Annotated in this window: 21 protein-coding genes; 16 read left to right on the top strand and 5 right to left on the bottom strand. The window is 61.8% G+C overall.

What is annotated here, in order from left to right; all coding sequences use genetic code 11:
* Positions 1 to 15: 15 nt before the first annotated feature.
* Positions 16 to 2,721 (bottom strand): preprotein translocase subunit SecA, encoded by a 2,706-nt coding sequence (gene secA, locus EKH55_RS12560; RefSeq protein ID WP_069459273.1) that lies wholly within the window; start codon positions 2,719 to 2,721, stop codon positions 16 to 18.
* A 253-nt stretch (positions 2,722 to 2,974) separates the two neighbouring features.
* Between secA and EKH55_RS12555 the strand changes: the two genes are divergently transcribed.
* The 6 genes from EKH55_RS12555 to EKH55_RS12525 all read left to right on the top strand — a co-directional run bounded on the left by EKH55_RS12555 (position 2,975) and on the right by EKH55_RS12525 (position 7,614).
* A complete protein-coding gene (locus tag EKH55_RS12555; protein WP_069459274.1) occupies positions 2,975 to 3,832 on the top strand; it encodes a peptidylprolyl isomerase in 858 nt (285 codons plus the stop codon).
* A 292-nt stretch (positions 3,833 to 4,124) separates the two neighbouring features.
* Complete coding sequence (argJ, locus tag EKH55_RS12550; protein ID WP_069459275.1) at positions 4,125 to 5,366, top strand: bifunctional glutamate N-acetyltransferase/amino-acid acetyltransferase ArgJ; 1,242 nt, start codon at positions 4,125 to 4,127, stop codon at positions 5,364 to 5,366.
* A gap of 27 nt (positions 5,367 to 5,393) precedes the next feature.
* Positions 5,394 to 6,200, top strand: a complete 807-nt coding sequence (locus EKH55_RS12545; RefSeq protein ID WP_069459276.1) for a GNAT family N-acetyltransferase — start codon at positions 5,394 to 5,396, stop codon at positions 6,198 to 6,200.
* A 3-nt stretch (positions 6,201 to 6,203) separates the two neighbouring features.
* Positions 6,204 to 6,617 (top strand): (deoxy)nucleoside triphosphate pyrophosphohydrolase, encoded by a 414-nt coding sequence (locus EKH55_RS12540; RefSeq protein WP_069459277.1) that lies wholly within the window; start codon positions 6,204 to 6,206, stop codon positions 6,615 to 6,617.
* A gap of 230 nt (positions 6,618 to 6,847) precedes the next feature.
* Positions 6,848 to 7,165: a hypothetical protein gene (locus EKH55_RS12535; protein ID WP_069459278.1), complete on the top strand. Its 318-nt coding sequence runs from the start codon at positions 6,848 to 6,850 to the stop codon at positions 7,163 to 7,165.
* Positions 7,166 to 7,446: 281 nt separating this feature from the next.
* A complete protein-coding gene (locus tag EKH55_RS12525; protein WP_069459279.1) occupies positions 7,447 to 7,614 on the top strand; it encodes a Flp family type IVb pilin in 168 nt (55 codons plus the stop codon).
* Between the two features lie 8 nt (positions 7,615 to 7,622).
* Here EKH55_RS12525 and EKH55_RS12520 read toward each other — a convergent pair whose 3' ends face one another.
* Positions 7,623 to 8,519, bottom strand: a complete 897-nt coding sequence (locus EKH55_RS12520; protein WP_069459280.1) for a methyltransferase domain-containing protein — start codon at positions 8,517 to 8,519, stop codon at positions 7,623 to 7,625.
* 58 nt (positions 8,520 to 8,577) lie between these two features.
* Between EKH55_RS12520 and EKH55_RS12515 the strand changes: the two genes are divergently transcribed.
* From EKH55_RS12515 to EKH55_RS12500, 4 genes are all read left to right on the top strand, one after another.
* Positions 8,578 to 9,354 (top strand): ComF family protein, encoded by a 777-nt coding sequence (locus EKH55_RS12515; protein WP_069459281.1) that lies wholly within the window; start codon positions 8,578 to 8,580, stop codon positions 9,352 to 9,354.
* Positions 9,355 to 9,489: 135 nt separating this feature from the next.
* A complete protein-coding gene (gene grxC, locus EKH55_RS12510) occupies positions 9,490 to 9,747 on the top strand; it encodes a glutaredoxin 3 (protein ID WP_069459328.1) in 258 nt (85 codons plus the stop codon).
* A 22-nt stretch (positions 9,748 to 9,769) separates the two neighbouring features.
* Positions 9,770 to 10,627: a carbon-nitrogen hydrolase family protein gene (locus EKH55_RS12505; protein ID WP_069459282.1), complete on the top strand. Its 858-nt coding sequence runs from the start codon at positions 9,770 to 9,772 to the stop codon at positions 10,625 to 10,627.
* Positions 10,624 to 11,052 (top strand): DUF1178 family protein, encoded by a 429-nt coding sequence (locus EKH55_RS12500; protein WP_069459283.1) that lies wholly within the window; start codon positions 10,624 to 10,626, stop codon positions 11,050 to 11,052. Before EKH55_RS12505 ends, EKH55_RS12500 begins: the two co-directional genes overlap by 4 nt.
* A gap of 16 nt (positions 11,053 to 11,068) precedes the next feature.
* Here EKH55_RS12500 and ubiG read toward each other — a convergent pair whose 3' ends face one another.
* Positions 11,069 to 11,815: a bifunctional 2-polyprenyl-6-hydroxyphenol methylase/3-demethylubiquinol 3-O-methyltransferase UbiG gene (gene ubiG, locus EKH55_RS12495; RefSeq protein ID WP_069459284.1), complete on the bottom strand. Its 747-nt coding sequence runs from the start codon at positions 11,813 to 11,815 to the stop codon at positions 11,069 to 11,071.
* 80 nt (positions 11,816 to 11,895) lie between these two features.
* The gene (locus EKH55_RS12490; protein ID WP_069459285.1) at positions 11,896 to 12,441 is read right to left on the bottom strand and encodes a dihydrofolate reductase family protein; all 546 of its coding nucleotides are present in this window, start codon (positions 12,439 to 12,441) and stop codon (positions 11,896 to 11,898) included.
* Positions 12,442 to 12,797: 356 nt separating this feature from the next.
* Between EKH55_RS12490 and EKH55_RS12485 the strand changes: the two genes are divergently transcribed.
* The 6 genes from EKH55_RS12485 to clpB all read left to right on the top strand — a co-directional run bounded on the left by EKH55_RS12485 (position 12,798) and on the right by clpB (position 22,469).
* A complete protein-coding gene (locus tag EKH55_RS12485) occupies positions 12,798 to 14,072 on the top strand; it encodes an aspartate kinase (RefSeq protein WP_069459286.1) in 1,275 nt (424 codons plus the stop codon).
* A gap of 94 nt (positions 14,073 to 14,166) precedes the next feature.
* On the top strand, positions 14,167 to 16,434 hold the full coding sequence (gene ptsP, locus EKH55_RS12480; RefSeq protein ID WP_069459287.1) for a phosphoenolpyruvate--protein phosphotransferase: 2,268 nt from the start codon (positions 14,167 to 14,169) through the stop codon (positions 16,432 to 16,434).
* A 66-nt stretch (positions 16,435 to 16,500) separates the two neighbouring features.
* Positions 16,501 to 17,583, top strand: a complete 1,083-nt coding sequence (prfA, locus tag EKH55_RS12475; RefSeq protein WP_069459288.1) for a peptide chain release factor 1 — start codon at positions 16,501 to 16,503, stop codon at positions 17,581 to 17,583.
* 6 nt (positions 17,584 to 17,589) lie between these two features.
* Positions 17,590 to 18,471: a peptide chain release factor N(5)-glutamine methyltransferase gene (prmC, locus tag EKH55_RS12470; protein ID WP_069459289.1), complete on the top strand. Its 882-nt coding sequence runs from the start codon at positions 17,590 to 17,592 to the stop codon at positions 18,469 to 18,471.
* 330 nt (positions 18,472 to 18,801) lie between these two features.
* Positions 18,802 to 19,443 (top strand): DUF4167 domain-containing protein, encoded by a 642-nt coding sequence (locus tag EKH55_RS12460; protein WP_069459290.1) that lies wholly within the window; start codon positions 18,802 to 18,804, stop codon positions 19,441 to 19,443.
* A 419-nt stretch (positions 19,444 to 19,862) separates the two neighbouring features.
* The gene (clpB, locus tag EKH55_RS12455; protein ID WP_069459291.1) at positions 19,863 to 22,469 is read left to right on the top strand and encodes an ATP-dependent chaperone ClpB; all 2,607 of its coding nucleotides are present in this window, start codon (positions 19,863 to 19,865) and stop codon (positions 22,467 to 22,469) included.
* Positions 22,470 to 22,575: 106 nt separating this feature from the next.
* On the opposite strand, the gene EKH55_RS12450 is transcribed toward clpB, so the two are convergent.
* Complete coding sequence (locus tag EKH55_RS12450; RefSeq protein ID WP_069459292.1) at positions 22,576 to 24,516, bottom strand: M23 family metallopeptidase; 1,941 nt, start codon at positions 24,514 to 24,516, stop codon at positions 22,576 to 22,578.
* Between the last annotated feature and the right edge of the window lie 369 nt (positions 24,517 to 24,885).

The following is a 24,885-nucleotide window of genomic DNA, read 5'->3' as shown; positions in this document are numbered from 1 at the left end:
GAGGCGGCATCTCGATCAGGCTTCATAGATTCCGTGGCAATGCTTGTATTTCTTGCCGGAACCGCAGGGGCATGGCTCATTGCGCGCCACCTTGCCCCAGGTCGAGGGATCGGCCGGATTGCGGGGAGCGGTTGCGAGCAGCGTCTCTCCCGCCTGCGCGAAATCGTCCTGGCCGGTGAGCGGGGAGATGTGGTGCGCTTCCATCGGCGGCAAGGGCTGCGGCTCCTGCGGCGCCTCGCGCACCAGCTCAACGCGCATCAATTGCGCGGTCACGGCTTGACGGAGATTGACGAGCAGGGCCTGGAACAGCTCGAACGCCTCGGATTTGTATTCCTGCAGCGGGTCGCGCTGTGCGTAACCGCGGAAGCCGATGACGGAGCGGAGATGGTCGAGGTTGACGATGTGCTCGCGCCAAAGATGGTCGAGCGTCTGCAGCACGACCGAGCGTTCGACATATTGCATGATATCGGGCCCGAAGCGTTCCGCCCGGTCGGCCGCGGCCTTGTCGGCGGCGGCGGTGATGCGCTCGAGGATGTCGTCCTCGGCAATACCTTCTTCCGCAGCCCATTCGACGACGGGAAGATCGAGGTTGAGATATTGTTGGACGTCAGCCTTAAGCCCTTCCATGTCCCATTGCTCGGCATAGGCCCGTTCAGGGATGCGCTTGCCGACAATGTCCTCGATCACTTCGTTGCGCATGTCGGCGATGGTCTCGCCGACATCCGTTGCGTCCATAAGCTCGAGGCGCTGCTCGAAGATGACCTTGCGCTGATCGTTGAGGACGTCGTCGTATTTAAGAAGGTTCTTCCGGATATCGAAGTTGCGCGCTTCGACCTTCTTCTGCGCGCGTTCCAACGCCTTGTTTATCCAGGGATGGACGATGGCTTCGCCTTCCTTCAGGCCCAGCTTCTGCAGCATGCCGTCCATGCGGTCTGAGCCGAAGATGCGCATCAGGTCATCCTGCAGCGACAGGTAGAACTTCGAACGGCCGGGGTCGCCCTGGCGCCCCGAGCGGCCGCGCAGCTGATTGTCGATGCGGCGGCTCTCATGCCGTTCGGTGGCCAGCACGTAGAGCCCGCCTGCGGCGAGCGCCTGCTCCTTAAGCTTCTGCACTTCCTCGCGGATTGCCTTTTCGCGTGCTTCGCGCTCGGGACCCGGCTCGACGTCGCCCAATTCCTGCTGGATGCGCATGTCCGGGTTGCCGCCGAGCTGGATGTCGGTTCCGCGGCCCGCCATGTTGGTGGCGATCGTCACGGCGCCCGGCACGCCGGCCTGGGCGACGATATAGGCTTCCTGCTCGTGATAACGGGCATTCAGAACCTGAAACTTGGAGAAGCCGCTCTTCTTCAGCATCTCGGCGAGCAACTCCGATTTTTCGATCGAGGTGGTGCCGACAAGCATCGGCTGACCGCGCTCGTGCGCCGTCTTGATCTCCTCGATGATCGCCTTGTACTTCTCGCCGGCGGTCCGATAGACCTCATCGTCCTCGTCGCGGCGCTGGATCGGCAGGTTCGTCGGAACTTCCACCACTTCGAGGCCGTAGATATTGCCGAATTCCTCGGCTTCCGTCGCCGCGGTGCCGGTCATGCCCGCAAGCTTTTCATACATGCGGAAGTAGTTCTGGAAGGTGACCGAGGCGAGCGTCTGGTTCTCGGGCTGAATCTGCACCTTTTCCTTGGCTTCGAGTGCCTGGTGCTGGCCTTCCGAATAGCGGCGGCCCGGCATCATACGGCCGGTGAACTCGTCGATGATGACGATCTCGCCGTTGCGGACGATGTAGTCCTTGTCGCGGGTGAACAGCTTGTGAGCCTTCAGCGCATTGTTGACGTGGTGGACGATCGCGACGTTCTCGATGTCATAGAGCGACTCACCCTTCAAGAGGCCCGCTTCGCGCAACAGGTTCTCGAGCTTCTCGGTGCCTTCCTCCGAGAAGTTGGCAGAGCGCTGCTTCTCGTCGATCTCGTAGTCTTCCGGCGCCAGCAGCGGGATGAAGTCGTTGATGGTGTTATAGAGTTCCGAGCGATCATCAAGCGGACCGGAGATGATGAGCGGCGTGCGCGCCTCGTCGACGAGGATGGAGTCGACCTCGTCGACGATCGCGAAAAAGTGACCGCGCTGCACCATCTGCGAGCGTTCGTACTTCATATTGTCGCGGAGATAATCGAAGCCGAGTTCGTTGTTGGTGGCGTAGGTGACGTCGCAGGCATAGGCTTCACGGCGCTGCTCGTCGGTCAAACCATGGACGATGACGCCCGTCGTCAAGCCGAGAAAGCCGTAGACGCGGCCCATCATGCCTGCATCGCGCTGGGCGAGGTAATCATTGACGGTGACGACATGGACGCCCTTGCCGGCAAGCGCGTTCAGATAGACGGGCAGTGTCGCGACGAGCGTCTTGCCTTCGCCGGTCTTCATTTCGGCGATGGAGCGCTCGTGCAGGATCATGCCGCCGATGAGCTGAACGTCGAAGGGGCGCAGGCCGAGCACGCGGCGTGCCGCTTCGCGTACGACGGCAAAGGCCGGAACCAGGATGTCGTCGAGGGTCTTGCCGTCGGAAAGCTGCTGGCGAAACTCTGCCGTCTTTGCCGCCAACGCTTCGTCGCTCAGAGCCTGCATATCGGATTCGAGGGCGCTGATGGCATCCACCCGGCCCTTGTAGCTGCGGACGCGGCGATCGTTGGAAGAGCCAAACAACTTGCGGGCAAGGCCGCCGAGACTGACCATTAGAATGGTCCTTTCCTTTTTTGTCGCCTGCGGTTTCAGAATCGGGCTTCAGGTTCGCCCGAAAAACCGCGAAGTGCCGTGAAACGCCCGGAAAACTGTTCTGGACGCGAGGTTGCGTGACAGATAAGAGGGGGGTCGGATTATGTCAACGCACTTGCACGGCCGGCCGGCTGCAGAACTGCCACATTCTGGTGTTGTGCAGTCCGCTTAAGGCTTGGCGTCGCGCTGACGGCCAATGTGAAAGGTTAGATATATGTCCAGATACAAGACCCTGGCGCTCGCGGCGCTGGTCGCGATGATCGCGGCGGGCGGTGTCGTTCGCGCCGAAGAGACGGACCCGATCGTCGCGAAGGTCGGCGATCAGGAAATTCGCCAGTCGGAGCTTGACCTGGCGATCGGCAGTCTCGATCCTCAGCTTGAGCGCATGCCGGAGGAGCAGAAGCGGGCTGCGGCTCTCTCATCCGTCATCGACGTGAAGCTTCTGGCGAAGGACGCCGAGAAGGAAGGACTTCAGAACGACGAGACGTACAAGCAGCGCATCGCCTTTCTGACCGAGCGCGAACTTCACAACGCCTTCTTCAAGAAACACGTCGTCGACGCCATCACCGAGGATGACGTCAAGGCGCGTTACGAGAAAGAAATCGCAGCCATCCCGGCACAGGAGGAGGTGAAGGCGCGGCACATCCTCGTCAAGACCGAGGAGGAAGCCAAGGAGATCATCAAGGAACTCGACGCGGGCAAGAGCTTTGTCGATCTCGCCAAGGCCAAATCCACCGATCCGAACAAGGACGACGGCGGCGATCTCGGCTACTTCACCAAGGGCCGGATGGTGCCCGAATTCGAGGCGGCCGCCTTCGCACTGGAGAAGGGCGCCTATACCAAGGAGCCGGTAAAGACCCAGTTCGGCTATCACGTGATCCTCGTCGAGGACAAGCGGCCGCAGGCGCCCCCGACGCTCGAACAGGTCGAGCCGCAGGTGCGTCAGCTTGTCATGCGTGACAAGTACCTGGCGTTGCTGGCGACCGCGAAAGAGTCGACGGAGGTCGAGATTTCCGATGCCGAGCTGAAAAAGGCCTACGACGCGGCCAATGCGGCGCGGGAGGCACGGTAACGTTCTCTGGGGTGCCCCACTGCATGTCTCCTCGATCGACCTCGAAGACGAAGGCATGCAGCAGTTCAGGGCGCTACAGCGATTTCTCCGCCCCCGATTGACGGTGCGCGGCGGCTCTCGCACCTCCGACAGCGTAGCGCACCGCCGTTGGCAGGAGCAGTGCGAGAGTGAGGCGAAGTCAGTGTCGCTTCAACGTGCCGCTCCGCCTTCGACAAGGTCGGAATGCCCGGCGGCTGTATACCGCTCGGGCGTTTGTCACACCCACCCAAGGCTTCCAAAGCAGGTATGTCCCATGTCCGGTTCCGTTTCTCCACTTGCTCCGAAAACCTTCGCCGAAATGCCAGCGCTGCGCGGCGTGCGTATGGCAACCGCCGCAGCGGGGATAAAGTACAAGAACCGCACCGACGTGCTGATGATGATCTTCGACGCGCCGACCGCCGTGGCCGGTGTTTTTACGCGCTCCAAGTGCCCGTCCGCTCCGGTCGACTTCTGCCGGAAGAACCTCCCCGCCGGCGTCGCCCGTGCGGTCGTGGTCAATTCCGGCAATGCCAATGCCTTCACCGGCAAGAAGGGCAGGGAAGCGACTGAGCTCACGGCGAAATCGGCGGCTCAGGCGGTCGGCTGCAGCGAAGGCGAAATCTTCCTGGCCTCGACGGGCGTGATTGGCGAGCCGCTTGACGCGGCGAAATTTGCCGGCGTCCTCGACCGGCTTGCGGTGGAGGCCACGGAGGACTTCTGGTTCGAGGCGGCCAAGGCGATCATGACCACGGACACCTTTCCAAAGGTCGCCACCCGCAAAACCGAGATCGGCGGTGTCAAGGTCACGATCAACGGAATCGCCAAGGGGGCCGGCATGATCGCGCCGGATATGGCGACTATGCTCTCTTTCGTGGTTACCGATGCGGATATCGCACCGGCGGCGCTGCAGGCACTGCTCTCGGCCGGTGTCGGCCCGACCTTCAACTCCGTGACCGTCGACAGCGACACCTCCACCTCTGATACGCTGATGCTGTTTGCAACCGGTGCGGCGGCAAAGGACGGGCAGGCTCGGGTCGAGGCTTCGGACGATCCGCGGCTCGTTTCCTTCCGCGCAGCCCTCAATGATCTCCTTCGCGATCTGGCCCTGCAGGTGGTGCGCGATGGCGAGGGCGCGCGCAAGATGGTGGAGGTGACGGTCCAGGGTGCCGAGACCGATGCGGCCGCCAAGCGCATCGCGCTGTCGATTGCCAATTCGCCGCTCGTCAAGACGGCGGTCGCGGGCGAGGACGCGAATTGGGGCCGGGTGGTGATGGCGGTCGGCAAGTCCGGAGAAATGGCCGAGCGCGACCGGTTGGCGATCTGGTTCGGCGATGTGCGCGTCGCCGTCGAGGGCGAGCGCGACCCGGCCTATTCCGAAGCGGCCGCAAGTGCGGTGATGAAGGGTGAGACCATTCCGATACGCGTCGAAATCGGTCTCGGCTCGGGCAGCGCCACCGTCTATACCTGCGACCTCACCAAGGAATATGTCGAGATAAATGGCGATTACAGAAGCTGACCCGGCGCTTCATCGGGGCTCAAGAACATGACATCGAAAGATGGACGGCCGGACGGCCATGTCGAGACCGAAGCCATGGCGGTCAACCTTCCGAGCGTGCGGCGCCTCGAAGCCGTCGGCTTCCGCGCCTGGCCGGCGAGCAGTGTATACTACGATGGAAGTTGGCTGGTCCGGTTGACCGCCGGCCATGCTTCCAAGCGCCTGAACTCGGTCAATCCGCTCGACCCGTCGGACTATCGAGACATAGCCATCAGGCTCGACAAGGCGGCGCGGCGCTTTACCGAGCACGGGTGTGTGTTGACCGTCCGCCAGACGCCGCTGACGCCGCCGCAGATGATCGCCCACATGGACAAGTCTGGTTGGCCGGCTTTCGGGCGCAGCTTGGTGCTGGCGCTCGATCTGGCGGAACGCGATTTCGGCGACGGCATGGATCATCTGCCGGTCAAGGATGTTGCACGATTTGCCGATGCCCGGCTGCTGATCGGCAAGGAGGATCCCGAAAGCAAGGCGGCTTTGATCGGCATCATCAATGCGATCAAGCCCGAAACCGGCCTATTCCTCTTCGAGGATCGCGACATCGGGCCGACGGCCGTGTCGCTTGTCGTGCACGACAACGATCTCGCCGGCATCATGCAGTTCGCGGTTGCGGAGTCGGTGCGGCGCCAAGGCGTGGGCGATGCGCTCCTCGACGCGTCGCTGCGCTGGGCCCGCCTTCGTGGTGCGAAAAAGGCCTGGCTACAGGTGGAAGCCGATAACGAGGCGGCAATAGCGCTTTACCGCAAGGCCGGCTTTACCGAGGTCTATCGTTACGTCTATCGCGCGCCGAAGGTGTAGGGCATGGAAACCAAGGAAAAGAAGATCGTGCTCGTGGCGGCTTGCGCGCTGGTCGACTCGGACGGGCGCATCCTGCTTGCGCAGCGACCGAAAGGAAAGTCGCTCGCTGGGCTCTGGGAATTTCCGGGCGGCAAAGTCGAGGCCGCCGAAACGCCGGAGGAGACGCTGATCCGCGAGCTGGAGGAGGAACTGGGCATCCGCACCAAGGTCGCATGCCTCGCGCCGCTGACATTCGCGAGCCACAGCTATGATAGTTTCCACCTCCTGATGCCGCTCTATATCTGCCGCCGCTACGAGGGATTTGCCGAGGGACGAGAGGGCCAGGCGATCAAATGGGTGCGTCCCAAGGCGATGCGCGATTACCCGATGCCTCCGGCCGACGAACCGCTCATTCCTTTCCTGATGGATTTGCTTTAGCCGATAGCCGATAGCCAGCGCTCCGTTGCGAGTGCGGAGTCCGCGCTTTCCATTCCCTTGATCTCCAACATTTCATTAATCGAAAGTTTATCACCCGTGAGGCAAACTCGTCGCAATCGGTTTGTGCTTCAAATCGGGGCCGGTTGAAGGGCAATTGCGTCGGGCAGCGTCAGCGAGTTGAAGGGAAGGTGCTTTCAACGCTGCTCCTAAGAGTATTTCGCGAGGCTGGAATGGTGGACGAGGATTTCTGGAGGACGGTCGAAGACAAGGATCTGGCGGCAAGCCAGTCCCGCCGGATGGGTGTGCTCAATCTTTCGCTGCTGTTCGGGACGGCAGTGATCGCGCTGACGCTGATTCTGACGCCAATGCTGTCGTCGAAGAGCGACAAGCGGATGCTTGCGAACAGGCCGATCGACTACGACAATATCACCACCGGTTCCGTCCCTGCCAGTACGGGCAGACGCTATACCGTGCGCCGCAGCGTGCTACAGGAAATGCCGGGCGCCGTGTGCATCATCGATGCAGATGGCGCCAGGAGCGGATGCTGACCTGAGCCCCTACAGCGCCGCGCGTCTTATTGGACGCGCAAAGGTCGCTGTAGCACTTTGAATTGCTGCATGTCTTTGTCCTTTAATCGAGGTCGATTAAAGGACAAAGACATGCAGCAGGCTCGCGTCCTCCGCGGAAATTCACTATGGGGTCGTGCGCCTGTCAGACGCGCAAGGTCGCCGTGGCATTCTGATTGCTGCATCTCTTCGTCCTTAGATCGAGGTCGGTCCAAGGAAACATGCAGTAGCATGGCGAAGCCGCAAGGATCGCTGGAGGACGTATGCGCAAGTTCAAATTCCTCATTCACAACCGTGACGGCGCCACTGCGGTGGAATACGGGCTCATTGTCGCATTGATATCGGTCGGTCTCCTCGTCGGGCTCAGGGGCTTTTCGGACAGTCTGCAGAATGTGCTGGAATACATAGCGGAAACGATCGACAACGCCTGAAGCCCAGATCAGGACTCGTCCGAATTCCTCAGCGAATGTTCTTCCACTCCCAGCGCCTCGGACAGCCTGCGCTTTGCCGAGCCCGGCTTTAGCGGCTTCTGCTGGCTTCCATGCGGCGCCCAGCCCGAGACGTAAATAATTGAGAAGGTCGCACGAACTCGCCCGTCCGGGTCGGAAAAGCGTTCCGCGTAGATTTCCGCCGCTCTCAGGAAGAAGCGCCTCGGCACGGGTGTTCGGCTGCGGGCGGCCAGCGGATTGGTCATGCCCATGGCTCTTAAATCTCTGAGGAGACCGAAGAGCGACTCGTAGCGGACGGTGTAGGTTTCGGCATCTGCCACGGGCAGCGCAAAGCCGGCCCGTTGCAGCAGTGCGCCGATGTCGCGAACGTCGGCAAAGGGAATGACCCTCGGGCTTGCTCCGCCGGTCAATTCGGCTTCGGCGACGAGTAGCGCCTCGCGCAGCTCCTGCAACGTGCCGCTGCCGGGGATCGCCGCCAGAAAGAGGCCGTCGGGCTTCAGCGCCCGGCGCGCCTGTATGAAGGCTCCGGGCGTGTCGTTGGTCAGATGCAGGGACAGCGGCGAGACCAGGAGGTTGAGGGAAGCCGGTTCGGCGGGGATGCGTTCAAGCGGCGCGATCGTTACGGGCCCGTCATTCCAACGGAAGCCTTGGTCGGTTTCCACGCGCTCGATTTCGCCGACCTTGCCGGTTTCTGCCAAAAGTCGGGCGGCAGTGCCTGTGTAGCCGTGCAATTCCATTGCCTTGTCGAAGTGCCGCTCCACGACGCCGACCCGGTCGGCGAGTTCCTGCGCCACGATGTCGAGAAGGAAGCTTGCTTTCGGATCGCCGCGGAGAAGCGCGCGTCGGCGGTGCGCCTCGACGAGGCTCTGGTCAAAGATGATTTCCACGATACTCTCCCGAGATCACGAATGTGAAAGAAACCCTGGCGGAGATAAAGTCAACCGGATGGAGCGGCATGTTTGGAGAAACTGGACAGCGCACGGTGCGCCGCTACTCGCGCGGCTCAGGATCGGTGCAATCAACCTGGTGTTTCCACCCGTCTGCCGCGGCTGCGGGCGGCTGACGGGCGACGCACATGCCGTCTGCCCATCGTGCTGGGCGGGGTTGCCGTTGATCGAGCGGCCCTATTGCGAAGTGCTCGGCTTGCCCTTTGCCTTCGATCCTGGTGCGGGCGCCGTGTCGCCGGAGGCGATTGCCGACCCTCCTGTCTTCGACAGGCTGCGTTCCGTGGCGCTTCACCAGGGCATCGCACGTGATCTGGTGCACGGCCTGAAATATCGCGACCGCACCGACCTGGCGCCGATGATGGCGGAATGGATGATCCGCGCCAGCGACGGTGCCGTTGCGGCCGCCGATGTGATCGTGCCGGTGCCGCTGCATGCCTTCCGCCTGTGGAGGCGGAAATTCAACCAGGCGGCGGAGTTGGCGCGGGTCATAGCGGAGCTTGCGGGAAGGCCCTATCGGCCCGACGCGCTTCGCCGCATTAAACGCACGAGCCGTCAGGTCGGGCTCGGGCTGAGAGTCCGCGAGGACAATGTCAGTGGCGCCTTTGCCGTTCCGGAAGGCGTGAGGCTGATTCTCGCCGGAAAGAACATAGTGCTCGTCGACGACGTCTATACGACGGGTGCGACCGTTTCGGCTGCCACACGCGCCTTGAAACGCGCGGGGGCTCGGGACGTCACGGTTTTGACCTTTGCAAGAGCCTTGTCCGGACCTATATGACTGAAGTGCAGTGCTTCCATAGGGGAGGCTGTAGTGCGTTGAATTCCTGCATGTTTCCATGCTGCGCCGGACGGTCAGGGAAACAGGCAATGGCAGATGTCCGGCATCGGAGTGGTGAAGGAGCGGTTTGAGACTATGGCTTCGGTCGTCATCTATACGCGTCAGTTCTGCGGTTATTGCACCAGGGCGAAGAAGCTCCTGGAGACGAAGGGCGTTTCTTTCGTGGAGTACGACGCCACCTACGATCCGAGTCTACGTCAGACGATGGTCGAGAAGTCCAACGGCGGCAGGACCTTCCCGCAAATCTTCATCAATGACATTCATGTCGGCGGTTGCGACGATCTGCACGCGCTTGATCGGGTGGGCAAGCTCGACGCGATGCTTGCCGCCTGACCGGCACTTCCGGAGAAAGAGTATGACGTTCAAGGCTGCCGCCATCCAGATGTGTTCCGGCATCGATCCCGCAAGCAATGCGGAGACAATGGCGCGTCTCGTGCGCGAGGCGGCGTTGCAAGGTGCGATTTACATACAAACCCCCGAGATGACCGGCGCCATTCAGCGCGATCGGGCGGGGCTCCGCTCCGTGCTGAAGGACGAGACCGGCGATCTGGTCGTGCGAGAGGCGGCACGGCTTGCCGGCGACCTCGGGATCTATCTCCATGTCGGCTCAACGCCGATCGGCCTTGAGGACGGCAAGATCGCCAATCGCGGTTTTCTCTTCGGACCCGATGGAAAGAAGATCTGCGACTACGACAAGATCCACATGTTCGACGTGGATCTGGAGAATGGCGAGAGCTGGCGGGAAAGTGCCGCCTACCGGCCCGGTTCCACGGCCCGCATCGCCGATCTTCCCTTCGGGAAGCTCGGGTTTGCCATCTGCTACGATGTCCGCTTTCCGGAACTCTTTCGCTGCCAGGCGGTTGCCGGAGCCGAGATCATGTCGGTGCCTGCAGCTTTCACGCGCCAGACCGGGGAAGCGCATTGGGAAATCCTGTTGCGCGCCCGCGCCATCGAGAACGGGCTGTTCGTCGTCGCCGCCGCGCAGGGCGGAGACCATGAGGATGGACGGCAGACCTTCGGCCATTCAATGATCATCGATCCCTGGGGCCGGGTGCTGGCCGAGGCCGGTCCGAGCGGCGAGGCGGTCATCATCGCCGAGATCGACGTTGCTGCGGCGCATAAGGCGCGGGGGCGCATCCCCAATCTCAAGAATGCCCGCGATTTCGTGCTGGATGAAGTGGCTCCCACCGGGCAAGGAGGCGTTGCAGCTTGATCCACTACAATCTCACCTGTGAGAACGGTCACGCCTTCGAAGGCTGGTTCTCCTCGAGCGACGACTACTCGCGGCAGGTCTCAGCCCGACTGATCACCTGTCCCACCTGCAACTCCGCCTCCGTCACCAAGCAGCTTATGGCGCCTTCAGTTTCGACCGCTCGCAAGAAAGAGGCGCGGCAGGCACTGGTCATGGACCAGGCGCAAAAGGAAACGATCACCAAACTTAGAGAGATGGTGAAATCAATCCGCGAGAACGCGGAAGACGTCGGTGAGCGCTTTCCCGAAGAGGCGCGCAAGATCCATTATGGCGAAGCCGATCAGCGCGGCCTGATCGGCAAGGCCTCCAGGGAAGAGGCGATCGCACTCCTGGAGGAGGGCATCGAAGTCGCGCCCCTGCCGGTGCTCCCCGACGACACGAACTGAGGACGGTCCAACTTATTCAAATCGGCCGCTTGGCGACGATCATGTAGTTGACGTCCATGTCCCGCGACAGGTTCCACTGATTGGAAAGCGGGCTGAAGAACACGCCGGTGCGGTCGGTGACCTGCATGCCGCTCGCCTCGAGCGGCTTTTCCAGTTCTTCCGGACGCACGAGCTTTTCGTACTGATGCGTGCCGCGCGGCAACCAGCGCAGCACGTTCTCAGCGGCAAAGATGGCCAGGGCCGCGGCCTTCAGCGTCCGGTTGATGGTGGCGATAAACATCAGCCCGCCGGGGCGAACCATGTGGGCGCAGGTCGTCATGAAGAAGTCGACATCCGCTACATGCTCGACCACTTCCATGTTGAGGACGACATCGAAGCTCTCGCCAGCCGCGGCGAGCGCTTCGGCTGTCACGGCGCGGTAATCGACCGCGACGCCGCTCCCCGCCGCGTGCGTCCTGGCGATGCCGATATTCTTTTCCGATGCATCGGCTCCGAGCACGTCGGCCCCCATTCGCGCCATCGGCTCGGAGAGAAGACCGCCGCCGCAGCCGATGTCGAGCAGGCGCAGCCCCTTCAGCGGCTGCGGGCTCTTTGGGTCGCGGTCGAAATTCTCGCAGGCCTTATCGCGAATATAGGCGAGGCGCACCGGGTTGAACTTGTGCAGCGGACGGAACTTGCCGGTCGGATCCCACCATTCGGCCGCCATCGCCGAAAAGCGATCGACCTCGTTCTGATCGATCGTCGTGCGTGCCGTCTCGCTCATCGCAGTCTACCTCGCCTTGCCGGTTCATCGTGAAGTCGGACGATTGGCGGGCGATGTCAAGGGTCCTGTAGCTGCGTTCATCAGTTCCGGACGGGCTGATAGTGCAGGATGACGACCCCCGACTTCAGCGGCCGCACCTGGGTGAGCGACAGTTTCGTGTGGTCGGGGATGTTCTGGAAGAGGGGCGTTCCTTTGCCGAGCAGCACCGGATTGATGCCGAGGCGGTATTCGTCGACAAGGCCCTTGGCCGTCAGCGTCCCCGCGAAATCGGCGCTGCCGTAGACGAAGATCGTGCCACCCTCGCGCCGCTTCAGTTTCTCTACCTCGGCAGCGGCATCGCCGGAAACGAGCGTCGTGTTGTTCCAATCGGCATTCTGGAGGGTTCTGGAAAAGACGAACTTCTCGACGCTGTTCATGAAGGTGGCGATCTCCCCCTCGGCTGAGGGCCAGTAGGTCGCCATCATTTCATAGGTAACGCGGCCGAAGAGAAGCGTGTCGGCCCCAAGCTGCGTCTCGCGGATATAGTCGGCAAGCTCGTCTTCGAATACGAACCAGCCGATGTCGTGGCCCGGGGCCTCGAAGAGGCCGTCGACGCTGACCATATCCCACATGATGACCTTGCGCATTCCACTTTCCTCCCGTTGTTTCCGCCTCTCGATCCTTCGAGCATGTAACAATGGTTTTAAATTGCAAGTGGTTTAATTATGAAATCGGATTGATGCCGCGCTGGTCGAGGCGATGCTGACTCAACACCTCGGCGGGTGCGTTGTCCGCCCACGCGTTCGCAGCCCTGCCTCCGGCTTTCACGGCCATTGCGCGCCGTCCCCTGATCCGCTAAGAGACGCCGCGACTTCCGCTCCCCGAGGCGGTGACCGGCCGATGTCTGAGACGTCTCTTCAAAGCTCTTCGATCGTCAGGTGCCGGCGGAGCGAATTCCTGTCGCGCGTTCGCGCGGAAAACTTGTTGGTACGGTAGAGGCGAAATGGCACGCATCGTGATGAAATTCGGCGGAACTTCCGTCGCAGATTTGGACCGCATCCACAATGTCGCCCGCCACGTTAAACGCGAAGTCGACGCCGGCCACGAGGTGGCGGTCGTCGTCTCTGCCATGTCCGGCAAGACCAACGAACTCGTCGGCTGGGTCGACAACATGCCGAAGGTCGCATGCGCCAACGCGCCCTTTTTCGATGCGCGCGAATATGATGCGGTCGTCGCCTCCGGTGAGCAGGTGACCTCCGGTCTGCTCGCTATCGCTCTCCAGTCCATGGGCATCAATGCCCGATCATGGCAGGGCTGGCAGATCCCGATCCGCACCGACAACGCCCATGGTGCCGCCCGCATCCTTGACATAGACGGCTCCGATATCATCCGCCGCATGGGCGAGGGGCAGGTTGCGGTCGTTGCCGGTTTCCAGGGGATCGGCCCCGACAACCGGGTCGCAACGCTCGGCCGAGGCGGCTCCGACACCTCGGCAGTCGCGATCGCGGCCGCCGTCAAGGCCGACCGCTGCGATATCTATACCGATGTCGACGGCGTCTATACGACCGACCCGCGCATCGAACCGAAAGCCCGGCGGCTGAAGAAGATCGCCTTCGAGGAAATGCTGGAAATGGCGTCTCTCGGCGCCAAGGTGCTGCAGGTGCGCTCGGTCGAGCTCGCCATGGTGCACAAGGTGCGCACCTTCGTGCGCTCGTCTTTCGAGGATCCCGATGCGCCGGGCATGGGTGACCTTCTAAACCCGCCCGGAACGCTGATTTGTGATGAGGAAGAGATCGTGGAACAGGAAGTCGTAACCGGCATTGCCTATGCCAAGGATGAAGCCCAGATCTCGCTGCGCCGCTTGGCCGACCGGCCGGGTGTTTCCGCCGCGATCTTCGGGCCGCTTGCGGAAGCCCACATCAATGTCGACATGATCGTTCAGAACATCTCGGAAGACGGCTCCAAGACGGACATGACCTTTACGGTGCCGTCCGGTGACGTCAACAAGGCGCTGAAGGTGCTTTCGGAAAACAAGGAGAAGATCGGCTACGACGTGGTTCAGTCTGAATCCGGTCTGGTCAAGGTCTCCGTCATCGGCATTGGGATGCGCAGCCATGCGGGCGTTGCCGCCTCGGCCTTCCGGGCGCTTGCCGACAAGGGCATCAACATAAAGGCGATCACCACCTCGGAAATCAAGATTTCCATTCTGATCGATGGACCTTATGCCGAATTGGCCGTTCGGACTTTGCATTCCGTTTACGGTCTGGATAAGAGTTAAGCAGCAGGCATAAGATCTGGGATTCGCGGCCCCGTTGACGGCCGCCGCATCCCGTCCTTTGCTGACGTCTGTTTTTGTCGGGAGACCCCACGCGATGAGAGACCTTTCCGCGGGTCCGCGCGTTCTCCTCAAGCGGTTGCGCGAACTCATGGCGGAGCCGCTCGAGCCGCAGGAGCGCCTGGATCGGATCGTGCGCCAGATAGCGCAGAACATGGTCGCGGAAGTGTGCTCCGTCTATGTGCTGCGCTCCGACGGCGTGCTCGAGCTTTACGCGACAGAGGGTCTGAACAAGACTGCTGTGCACCTGGCGCAATTGAAGATGGGCCAGGGCCTCGTCGGTACGATCGCCGCCTCGGCGCGCCCGCTCAATCTCTCCGATGCCCAATCACACCCCGCCTTCACATATCTGCCGGAAACGGGCGAGGAGATCTATCATTCCTTCCTCGGTGTGCCGATCCTGCGCACCGGACGCGCGCTCGGCGTCCTCGTCGTGCAGAACAAGGCGCAGCGCAACTATCGCGAGGACGAGGTCGAGGCGCTCGAGACGACCGCGATGGTGCTGGCCGAGATGGTCGCGACCGGCGAGCTCAAGAAAATCACCAAGCCCGGACTGGAGCTCGATCTTTCGCGCCCCGTTGCGATTGAAGGCAACAGCTATGGCGAGGGTATCGGCCTGGGCTATGTGGTTCTGCACGAACCGCGGATCGTCGTTACCAATCTGCTCAACGAGGACACGGATCGCGAGTTGCAGCGCCTGGCGGAAGCGCTCGGCTCGCTGCGGATATCGATAGACGATATGCTGTCCCGGCGCGATGTGTCGATGGAAGGCGAGCACCGGGCCGTGCTAGAGACCTATCGCATGTTCGCTCATGATCGCGGCTGGGTGAGGAAGCTCGAGGAAGCAATCCGCAACGGCCTGACGGCGGAAGCTGCTGTCGAGCGGGTGCAGAGCGAGACCAAGGCACGGATGATACGCCTGACGGATCCCTACCTCCGCGAGCGGATGCACGACTTCGACGACCTTGCCAACCGGCTCCTGCGCCAGCTGTCGGGCTATGGCGCCAAGCTTTCGGCGGCGGACTTCCCGAATGATGCGATCATCGTCGCGCGCGCAATGGGCGCCGCCGAACTGCTCGACTACCCGCGGGAGAACGTGCGCGGGCTGGTGCTCGAGGAGGGGGCGGTCACAAGCCACGTCGTGATTGTCGCGCGCGCCATGGGCATCCCGGTTGTCGGTCAGGCGGCAGGCGCCGTGGCGCTTGCCGAAAATCGCGACGCGATCATCGTCGACGGTGACGATGCCAAGGTCCATTTGCGCCCGGTCGCCGATCTGCAGCGCTCCTACGAGGAGAAGGTGCGCTTCCGAGCCCGCCGTCAGGCGCAGTTCAGGGCGCTCAAGGACGTCGAGCCGCTGACGAGGGATGGCAAGCGCATCACCCTGATGATGAATGCCGGTCTGCTCGTCGATCTGCCACATCTGAACGAGGCCGGGGCCGAAGGAATAGGACTTTTCCGGACCGAACTCCAGTTCATGATTGCTTCCACCATGCCGAAGGCGGAGGAGCAGGAGGCCTTCTACTGCAATGTTTTGAAGCAGACGGGCGGCAAGCCGGTGACCTTCCGCACGCTCGACATCGGCGGTGACAAGGTGGTTCCCTATTTCCGCGCAGCAGAAGAGGAAAATCCGGCACTCGGCTGGCGTGCCATCCGGCTTTCGCTCGATCGGCCGGGGCTGCTGCGCACCCAGTTCCGGGCGATGCTGCGGGCCGCCGCCGGCGGCGAACTTAAGCTGATGCTGCCGATGGTGACGGAGGTTGCCGAGCTGAAGGCGGCGCGCCTGCTTCTGCAGAAGGAAATCGAAAGGCAGTCGAAGATCGGAGAACAATTGCCGCGCAAGCTGCAGTTCGGGGCGATGCTGGAGGTGCCGGCGCTGCTGTGGCAACTTGACGAGCTGATGGCCGAAGTGGATTTCGTCTCGGTCGGTTCCAACGATCTCTTCCAGTTCGCCATGGCGGTGGATCGCGGCAATGCCCGGGTTTCCGATCGCTTCGATACGCTCGGTCGGCCGTTCCTCAGGATCCTTCGCCAGATCGTGCGCGCGGGCGAGCGCAACGAAACGCCGGTGACTCTCTGCGGCGAGATGGCGAGCAAACCGCTCTCGGCGATGGCACTGCTCGGCCTGGGCTTCCGCTCGGTGTCGATGTCGCCGACGGCCGTGGGTCCGGTGAAGGCGATGCTGCTCGCGCTCGATGCGGAAAAGCTGGGCGAAGTCCTCGATGCTCAGCTGGACGACGTGAAATCCGAGACGTCGATCCGCCAGATCCTCATCGATTTCGCCGCTGCAAACGGCATACCGGTATAGATCGAACGAGAGCGTCTTGTTCTCGTCCGGCGGGGTTCGGGCGGGTGAGTGTATTTGGAGTGACAGTTGGCCAACCTTCCTGTTGAAAAGATGCGCGAACTCGAACGACGGTTCGGCGAAATCGAGGCCCGCATGTCTGCCGGTCCTTCAGCCGATGTCTATGTGAAGCTCGCTTCGGAATATTCAGAGCTACAGTCGGTGGTAACGAAGATCCGCGCCTACCAGAAGGCAGAGGACGAGCTTGCCGACATCGACGCCTTGCTTGACGACCGGTCGACGGACAAGGACATGCGCGACCTTGCGGAAATGGAGCGGCCGCAGCTTGAGGAGAGGATCGAAGCGCTCGAGCAGGAAATCCAGGTCCTGCTGCTCCCGAAGGATGCGGCAGACGAGAAAAGCGCCATTCTCGAGATCCGCGCCGGCACCGGCGGCTCGGAAGCGGCACTCTTTGCCGGCGATCTCTTCCGCATGTACGAGCGGTATGCCGCGACCAAGGGGTGGCGCGTCGAGGTGCTTTCAGCAAGCGAGGGGGAAGCTGGCGGCTTCAAGGAAATCATCGCGACCGTCTCCGGCCGCGGCGTGTTCTCGCGGCTGAAATTCGAGTCGGGCGTTCATCGGGTGCAGCGCGTGCCGGAGACGGAAGCAAGCGGCCGCATCCACACGTCAGCTGCAACCGTCGCCGTGCTTCCGGAGGCCGAGGAGATCGACGTGGAGATCCGGCCGGAGGATATCCGCATCGATACGATGCGCTCATCAGGCGCAGGCGGTCAGCATGTCAACACAACCGACTCGGCCGTCCGAGTCACGCATCTGCCGACCGGCATCGTTGTTACGAGTTCGGAGAAGTCGCAGCACCAGAATCGAGCCAAGGCGATGCAGGTACTGCGTTCGCGGCTTTACGACATGGAGCGCCAGCGTGCCGAGAACGAGCGCTCCGCCGATCGCAAGAATCAGGTCGGTTCCGGCGACCGTTCGGAGCGCATTCGCACCTATAACTTTCCGCAGGGCCGGGTGACCGATCACCGGATCAACCTGACGCTCTACAAGCTCGATCGGATGATGGAAGGCGAGATCGACGAGGTGGTTGATGCGCTCCTGGCGGACCATCAGGCAAGCCAGCTCGCCCTCCTCGGCGAAAAGCAGAACTGAGCAGCGATGGCCGAGACGGTTGACAGCCTTCTTGCCGAAAGTCGCGATCGGTTGATGGCCGCCGGCATCGAAGGTGCGGCGCTGGATTCGCGCCATCTCGTTTCGGGTTTGCTCGGCCTGTCTCTTGCGGAGTTGATGACCCGCGGTCGGCATCCGGTGAGCGACGCCGACGCTCAGCGTATCCGGACCGCAATTCAGCGCCGCGCGGGTCGCGAGCCGGTCTATCGCATTCTGGGTGAACGCGAGTTCTACGGATTGACGCTCAAGCTGTCCGGGGAAACCCTCGAGCCGCGGCCGGATACGGAAATGCTGGTGGATCGACTTATTCCGTACGCACGCCGGATCGCCGCTTGCAAGGGACACTGCCGAATCATCGATCTCGGCACCGGAACCGGAGGCATCTGTCTCGCGCTCCTCGCATCGGTACTTGACGCGCGCGGCCTTGGTACCGATATATCGGACGAAGCCTTGGCGACCGCAAGCGAGAACGCCAAGCGGAACGGCCTGGCCGAACGCTTCGAAACCCTTCGAAGCAAGTGGTTTGAAGGTGTGGGTGGACGGTTCGACATCGTCGTCTCAAATCCGCCGTATATCAGGTCCAAAGTTATCGAGAAGCTTGAGCCGGAAGTGAGACTCTACGATCCGGCTGCCGCACTTGACGGCGGAGATGACGGGCTTGATGCCTATCGCGCAATCGCTCTACACGCGGGCCGCCATATCGAGGCGGGCGGTGTAATAGGCTTGGAAATCGGTTTCGACCAGAAGCAGGCAGTCGCGGCGCTGTTCGTGAGCGAGGGGTTCCGCCTGCTTGAAAGCGCCAAGGATTTCGGCGGCAACGACCGGGTCTTGGTGTTCGAGCAGGACGTCGAAGGCAGCACCAACCGTTGAAAAAATGCTGCACCGGCGTCTCTCTTATCTTGAAGAGCAAAGAAAGGGCTTGGAATCCCGAAGGAAGCGGGCTAGTTTGCGCCCGCGCACTGGGCAGAGGGTCATGGACCGGAGATTCGGTCCAGTATGGCCTGGCCAATGGGGATTGCTCTCAAGAAAGAGTTGCTTGGGTTCGACAGTGCCTTGTGCGGGTATCTGTTAATTTGACGTCAGCCGGCGCCGAGATCGCGAACAGACGGTCTGCTGCGGCGCGTGTTTTTCTGGCGCGGCAGAGCCGGCCGGGATGCGGAACCATATGATCATTATAGAAAAGATTCGGGTGAATGGACGATGAGGCCAGGACAGCAAAATAAGCGCGGCCGTGGGCGAAATAACAATAATAGCAACAACAATAACGGCAATGGTAACCGCAAGGGCTCCAATCCGTTGACGCGCACCTATGACAGCTCCGGCCCGGACGTGAAGATTCGCGGCACAGCGCAGCATATTGCTGAAAAATATGCAGCGCTCGCACGTGACGCCCAAAGCGCCGGCGACCGCGTCATCGCCGAAAACTACCTCCAGCACGCCGAGCACTACAACCGCATCATCGCGGCAGCACAGGCACAGATGCAGGATCGCTTCCAGCGGGACGACCGCCAGGATCAGCAGGATCGCGATCTGACCGACCGCGAGCAGGAAGATCTGGATCAGGAGCAGGTCTTTGCAGAACCGGCGCCGGCGCCGGTGGCAGTAACGCCCGCAATTGAGCCGCAGCCGGTGGTTGACGGTTCCGGACCGCAGCCGGTGATCGAAGGCGTGCCTGCCGAGGTCGCTCTGGAAGAGGAAACGCAGTCGTCCGGCCGGGCATCATCGCGCCGCCGCAGTGCGTCTCGGCCGCGCCGCCAGCCACGCCGGACCGCCTCAGAAGAGGGTGCAGCGGGTGAAGCTCCGGCATCTGGCGATGCGGCGGCATTGGCGGCATCGGAATAAAAGACAAGCGCACGTGTCAAGTAGGGCCCGGTCTCATGGCCGGGCCTTCTGTATTGCAACGCCGCGCGTCGTTTCGGACGCGCAAGTATCGTTGTATTCTTTGACTCTGTGTATCGATTTCGGAAAGCCGGGTCCGATTTTCGGGCCGATGGGCCAGCGCCAGCTGCAGAACGCCGAGCGGCTCATCTTGCCATCAACAGCCCCCGGAATCCTCGCGTTCCCGCAAATCTGATTTCGGAAAAGCGGTGATATACCCACCTTTAATTTCCTAAAATGCTGCCCCATATTCCCCTTCGAAGACTTGATCCCGCGCAAGGCGAGGACGAGGCGTCGATGACAGGCTTGCCGATGCGGGAGCCTGATCCTGAAACTCCGGCCAGTGCCACCACGATGGGCTTGCCGGGCTATGGAGGTAAGTTATGAATATCGAAAAATATTCCGAGCGTGTGCGTGGTTTCCTGCAATCGGCGCAGACCTATGCCCTGGCGGAGGGACATCAACAGTTCACGCCGGAGCACGTTCTCAAGGTCTTGCTTGACGACGATCAAGGGATGGCGGCATCGCTCATCGAGCGCGCCGGCGGCGACGCACGCGAAGCGCGGACGGGTACTGCGCAGGCGCTGGCAAAGCTTCCTAAGGTGACCGGCGGCAGCGGTTCCGTCTATCTTTCACAGCCGCTTGCCAAGGTGTTTACCACGGCCGAGGACGCGGCACAAAAAGCCGGCGACAGCTTCGTCACCGTCGAGCGGCTGCTTTTGGCCCTCGCGGTCGAGAGTTCGGCCTCTACCGCTGCGATCCTCTCGAAGGCTGGCGTGACACCGACGAAACTCAATCAGGTGATCAACGACATTCGCAAAGGCCGGACGGCCGACAGCGCGAATGCCGAGCAGGGCTTCGATTCGCTGAAGAAATATGCACGCGATCTGACGGCGGAAGCGCGCGATGGCAAGCTCGATCCGGTGATTGGCCGCGATGACGAAATCCGCCGCACAATCCAGGTGCTGTCGCGCCGCACGAAGAACAATCCGGTGCTGATCGGTGAGCCTGGCGTCGGCAAGACGGCGATTGCCGAGGGGCTGTCGCTCCGCATCGTCAATGGCGACGTACCCGAGAGCCTCAAGGACAAGCGGCTCATGGCGCTCGATATGGGGGCATTGATCGCCGGCGCGAAGTACCGCGGAGAATTCGAGGAGCGACTGAAGGCGGTACTCAACGAGGTGCGCTCCGAGGAAGGCGAGATCATCCTCTTCATCGACGAGATGCATACTCTCGTCGGCGCCGGCAAGGCGGACGGCGCGATGGACGCGTCGAATCTCCTGAAACCGGCACTGGCTCGCGGCGAACTGCACTGCATCGGCGCGACGACGCTTGATGAATATCGCAAGCATGTCGAGAAGGATGCGGCTCTTGCCCGACGGTTCCAGCCGGTCTTCGTCGACGAACCGTCGGTCGAGGATACGATCTCAATCCTGCGCGGGCTCAAGGAGAAGTACGAGCAGCACCACAAGGTGCGGATATCCGATTCGGCACTGGTCTCGGCCGCGACCCTTTCCAACCGCTACATCACCGACCGGTTTTTGCCGGACAAGGCAATCGATCTCATGGACGAGGCCGCGTCGAGACTGCGGATGCAGGTCGATTCCAAGCCCGAGGAGCTCGACGAGCTCGATCGGCGTGTCATCCAGCTGAAGATCGAGCGCGAGGCTTTGAAAAAGGAGACCGATGCCTCCTCCAAGGATCGCCTGGAAAAGCTGGAGTTCGATCTGGCCGCGCTCGAGGAACAGGCGGCGACGCTGACCGCGCGGTGGCAGGCCGAGAAACAGAAGCTCGGCCGTGCCGCCGATCTCAAGAAGGAGCTCGACGAAGCAAGAAACGAGCTACAGATCGCCCAGCGCAAGGGCGAATTCCAGCGGGCGGGCGAACTCGCCTACGGCGTCATTCCGAAATTGGAGAAAGAACTCGCCGAGGCGGAAAGCCAGGATAGTTCGAGCGCCAAGGCCATGGTGCAGGAGGTGGTGACGCCGGACCATATCGCCCATGTCGTTTCGCGCTGGACCGGCATTCCCGTCGACAAGATGCTCGAAGGCGAGCGGGAAAAGCTGCTCCGGATGGAGGACGAATTGGCGAAATGGGTCGTCGGCCAGGGCGATGCGGTCCAGGCCGTGTCGCGAGCGGTTCGCCGCTCTCGCGCCGGGCTTCAGGACCCAAATCGGCCGATCGGTTCTTTCATCTTCCTTGGTCCGACCGGCGTCGGTAAGACAGAACTTACCAAGGCGCTTGCTCGATTCCTTTTCGACGACGAGACTGCGCTGATGCGGATCGACATGTCGGAATATATGGAGAAGCACTCGGTTGCCCGGCTGATCGGTGCGCCGCCCGGCTATGTCGGTTACGAAGAGGGGGGAGCGCTTACCGAATCCGTTCGCCGCAGGCCCTATCAGGTAGTGCTGTTCGATGAGATCGAGAAGGCGCACCCGGACGTCTTCAATGTGCTGCTTCAGGTGCTCGACGACGGTCGTCTGACCGATGGTCAGGGTCGCACCGTCGACTTCAAAAATACGATGATCATCATGACCTCGAATCTCGGGGCGGAGTATCTGACAGGGCTTGGCGAAGACCAGGACAGCGATGTCGTGCGCGAGCAGGTGATGGAGGTGGTGCGAGCCGCTTTCCGGCCCGAATTCCTGAACCGGGTGGACGAGATCATCCTCTTCCACCGGCTGCGGCGCGCGCAAATGGGAGCCATCGTCGATATTCAGCTCGAAAGGCTGCGCAGGCTGCTCGCCGAGCGCAAGATTACCATCGAGCTCGAAGACGAGGCGCGGAATTTCCTCTCCGAGCGGGGCTATGATCCGGCCTATGGTGCGCGGCCCTTGAAGCGGGCGATCCAGAAATATGTCCAGGATCCGCTGGCGGAGAAGATGCTGCAGGGCGAGTTCCCGGACGGCTCGGCGGTCAAGATTCTCGCCGGCTCCGATCGGCTGACCTTCAAGCGCGGCTCAAGCTCAGCACAGGAAGCCGCGTGAACCCTGTGCGTTGACGGCGCCGTCCCAGGATGCACAAGGTTGCTGCTTCATGCAGAGGGCCGCCCGTAGCGCCACAGGCGGCCCATCTGCATAAGGCGAATACGGGCTACTTGCTCGCCACCTCGTTGGCATCGTCCTTGCCGAGGAGTTCGTCGATCCGCTGCCGCTCCTTCTCGAACTGCGCCAGCGCTTCGCCGGAGAGCGACTTGCCGCCCGGCAGGCGGACGCGCAGCGGGTCAACCTTGTTGCCGTTTACGATCAACTCGTAGTGGAGGTGGGGACCCGTCGAGAGACCGGTGGTTCCGACCCAGCCGATCACCTGGCCCTGGACGACCTTTGCGCCGGGTTTGACGTTCTTGGCAATCGCACTCTGGTGGTTATAGGACGAGACATAGCCGTTGGCATGCCGGATCAGCGTCTGGTTGCCGTAGCCGCCGGAGTCCCAGCCGGCACTCTGTACCACGCCATTGCCGGCGGCGATGATCGGGGTTCCGCGCGGAGCCGCCCAGTCGACGCCTGTATGCATGCGAGAGAAACCGAGGATCGGGTGGCGGCGCATGCCGAAGCCCGACCGGAAGCGACCGTTCGGGACCGGATTACGTAACAGGAACTGGCGGATGCTCTTGCCGTCCTGGTCGAAATAGTCGATCGAATTATCCTCGGGATCCTGGAAACGGTAGAAGCGCGTCTCGGCGTCGCCGAACTTGGCATTAACATAGAGAAGCTCCGAATCCTCGGTCGCGAGGCCGCCTTCGTCGGCAACCGAGAAGAAGGCCTCAAGCGAGTCCGCGGGCTTCAGCTGCGCCTGGAAGTCGACATTGCTCGCCAGCAGCCTGACGAGCAACGCGACCATGTCAGAACTCATCCCGTAGGAAAGTGCCGCCCGATAGATGCCGTCATAGACCCGTGGCAGGTCATGGCCGCTGGTGACCACCGGCACGCCCGTGTCGTCGAAGGCGGTCTCGACCGCATCGAGCTTCGGCGGTTCCGCACCGGGAACGAAACGCCCATGATCATCGACCGCCATCGTCAGCACATGCCGGTTGCGCGAATAGATCGTCGCCCGCACGATGTGCGCCTCTTCGCCCTTCTGGATGATGCCGATCCGCAAGACATCCCCGGCGGTAAGGTTCTTGGAGCCGAGTGCTTCCTCGATATAGCCGGCGGCGTCCTCGGCTTCGGCTTCGGCGTAGCCGGCATTCTCCATCACCGTCGCTATCGCCGTATCACGACGCACCGGTATGACGTCGTCGGCATATTCGGTGCTCTGCTTGGTGATGTTCTCATAGGCTGAAACGCTCATATTTTCCTCGACGATGCGGGCTGTTAGACCCTGGATCAGGTCGAGGTTGCCGTCGTCGGAGGCGAAGCGCTGCGGGTCGACATAGAAGAGCGAGGCGACCTGGGTGCTGCCTTCCGTCAGCACAGAGCCATTGGTTCGGACGTTTTCCTCCACCTCCTCGAGCGACATCGAGGGGCCGAACTTCAAGCTCGCCCCCTTCAAAGGAAAGTTGACCGTCTTCAACGCCACCTCGGATTCCACGTCCGAACCGTAGATCGTTCCAGTCCTGACCGCAGGCGCCTCGGCCGGCCCCTCGGTGGAAAAGATCGCGAGCGGATCGAAGGAGGGATAATCCTGCGTGGTCTGGTGATTGGCGGCGAGCGCCATCTTAACGTGCACGAAGGGTTGACGGCGAACCACCTCCCGCTCGCCGTCATGGATCATCGTCGAAACCTCCATGACAGTCTTGTCTGCCGGCTTGGCGACGACGTTCGGTGCGATGATGCGGTTTCCGCGCTTGGCAGCGCTGATGCCTTGAGATGGGTCGAGGGCGGCAAAGGCTTCCGCCGGAATCGCCAATTGTTGCCGGCCGTCGAGAGCGGCAAAGAGCGCGACCCCCATCAGAAGGCTGGAAGTGATGCCCGTCAGGAACGTCCCCGAGAGCCAGCGCATGGAGATTTCGCGCCGGTCCGGTGCACGACGTCCATCCGCCAGGATCGGCGGCTGATCACCGAGCGACCGTAGCATGTTCCTGTCATTGATCATGCCAGACTGGATGTCCCCGATTTGCATTTGTCGTATTAATTTGTTGCGCGAAGGATGTGCACATTCCGCGTGTTGAAGTCAATTCACGGAGGGTGGACGATAGCCGGCCCACGCGTATTTCCACCCGAAACGAAACGTGGATCCGCTTAGATCGGTCGATTGTGAAGAAGTGAGGGCGAAGACGGTTATCCACAGGGGGTGAAATGGGTGCGAAAAAGAATCGTTTGGCGTCAAAGCCCTTCGCCGCCGGCCTTCGTCAGAAAACTGTCATTTTTTTCGCAAAAGCCTGTTGACGTGTCGGTGGGGGTGGGTCTATAAGCCCGATCACTGACGAGGGCGGCGGCGCTGCTGGCGACGACGTCTCTCGCT

The sequence above is a fragment of the Sinorhizobium alkalisoli genome, assembly GCF_008932245.1.
Lineage (GTDB): Bacteria > Pseudomonadota > Alphaproteobacteria > Rhizobiales > Rhizobiaceae > Sinorhizobium > Sinorhizobium alkalisoli.
The sequence above is the reverse complement of the archived record's forward strand: the minus strand, read 5'-3'. Positions and strand labels throughout refer to the sequence as shown.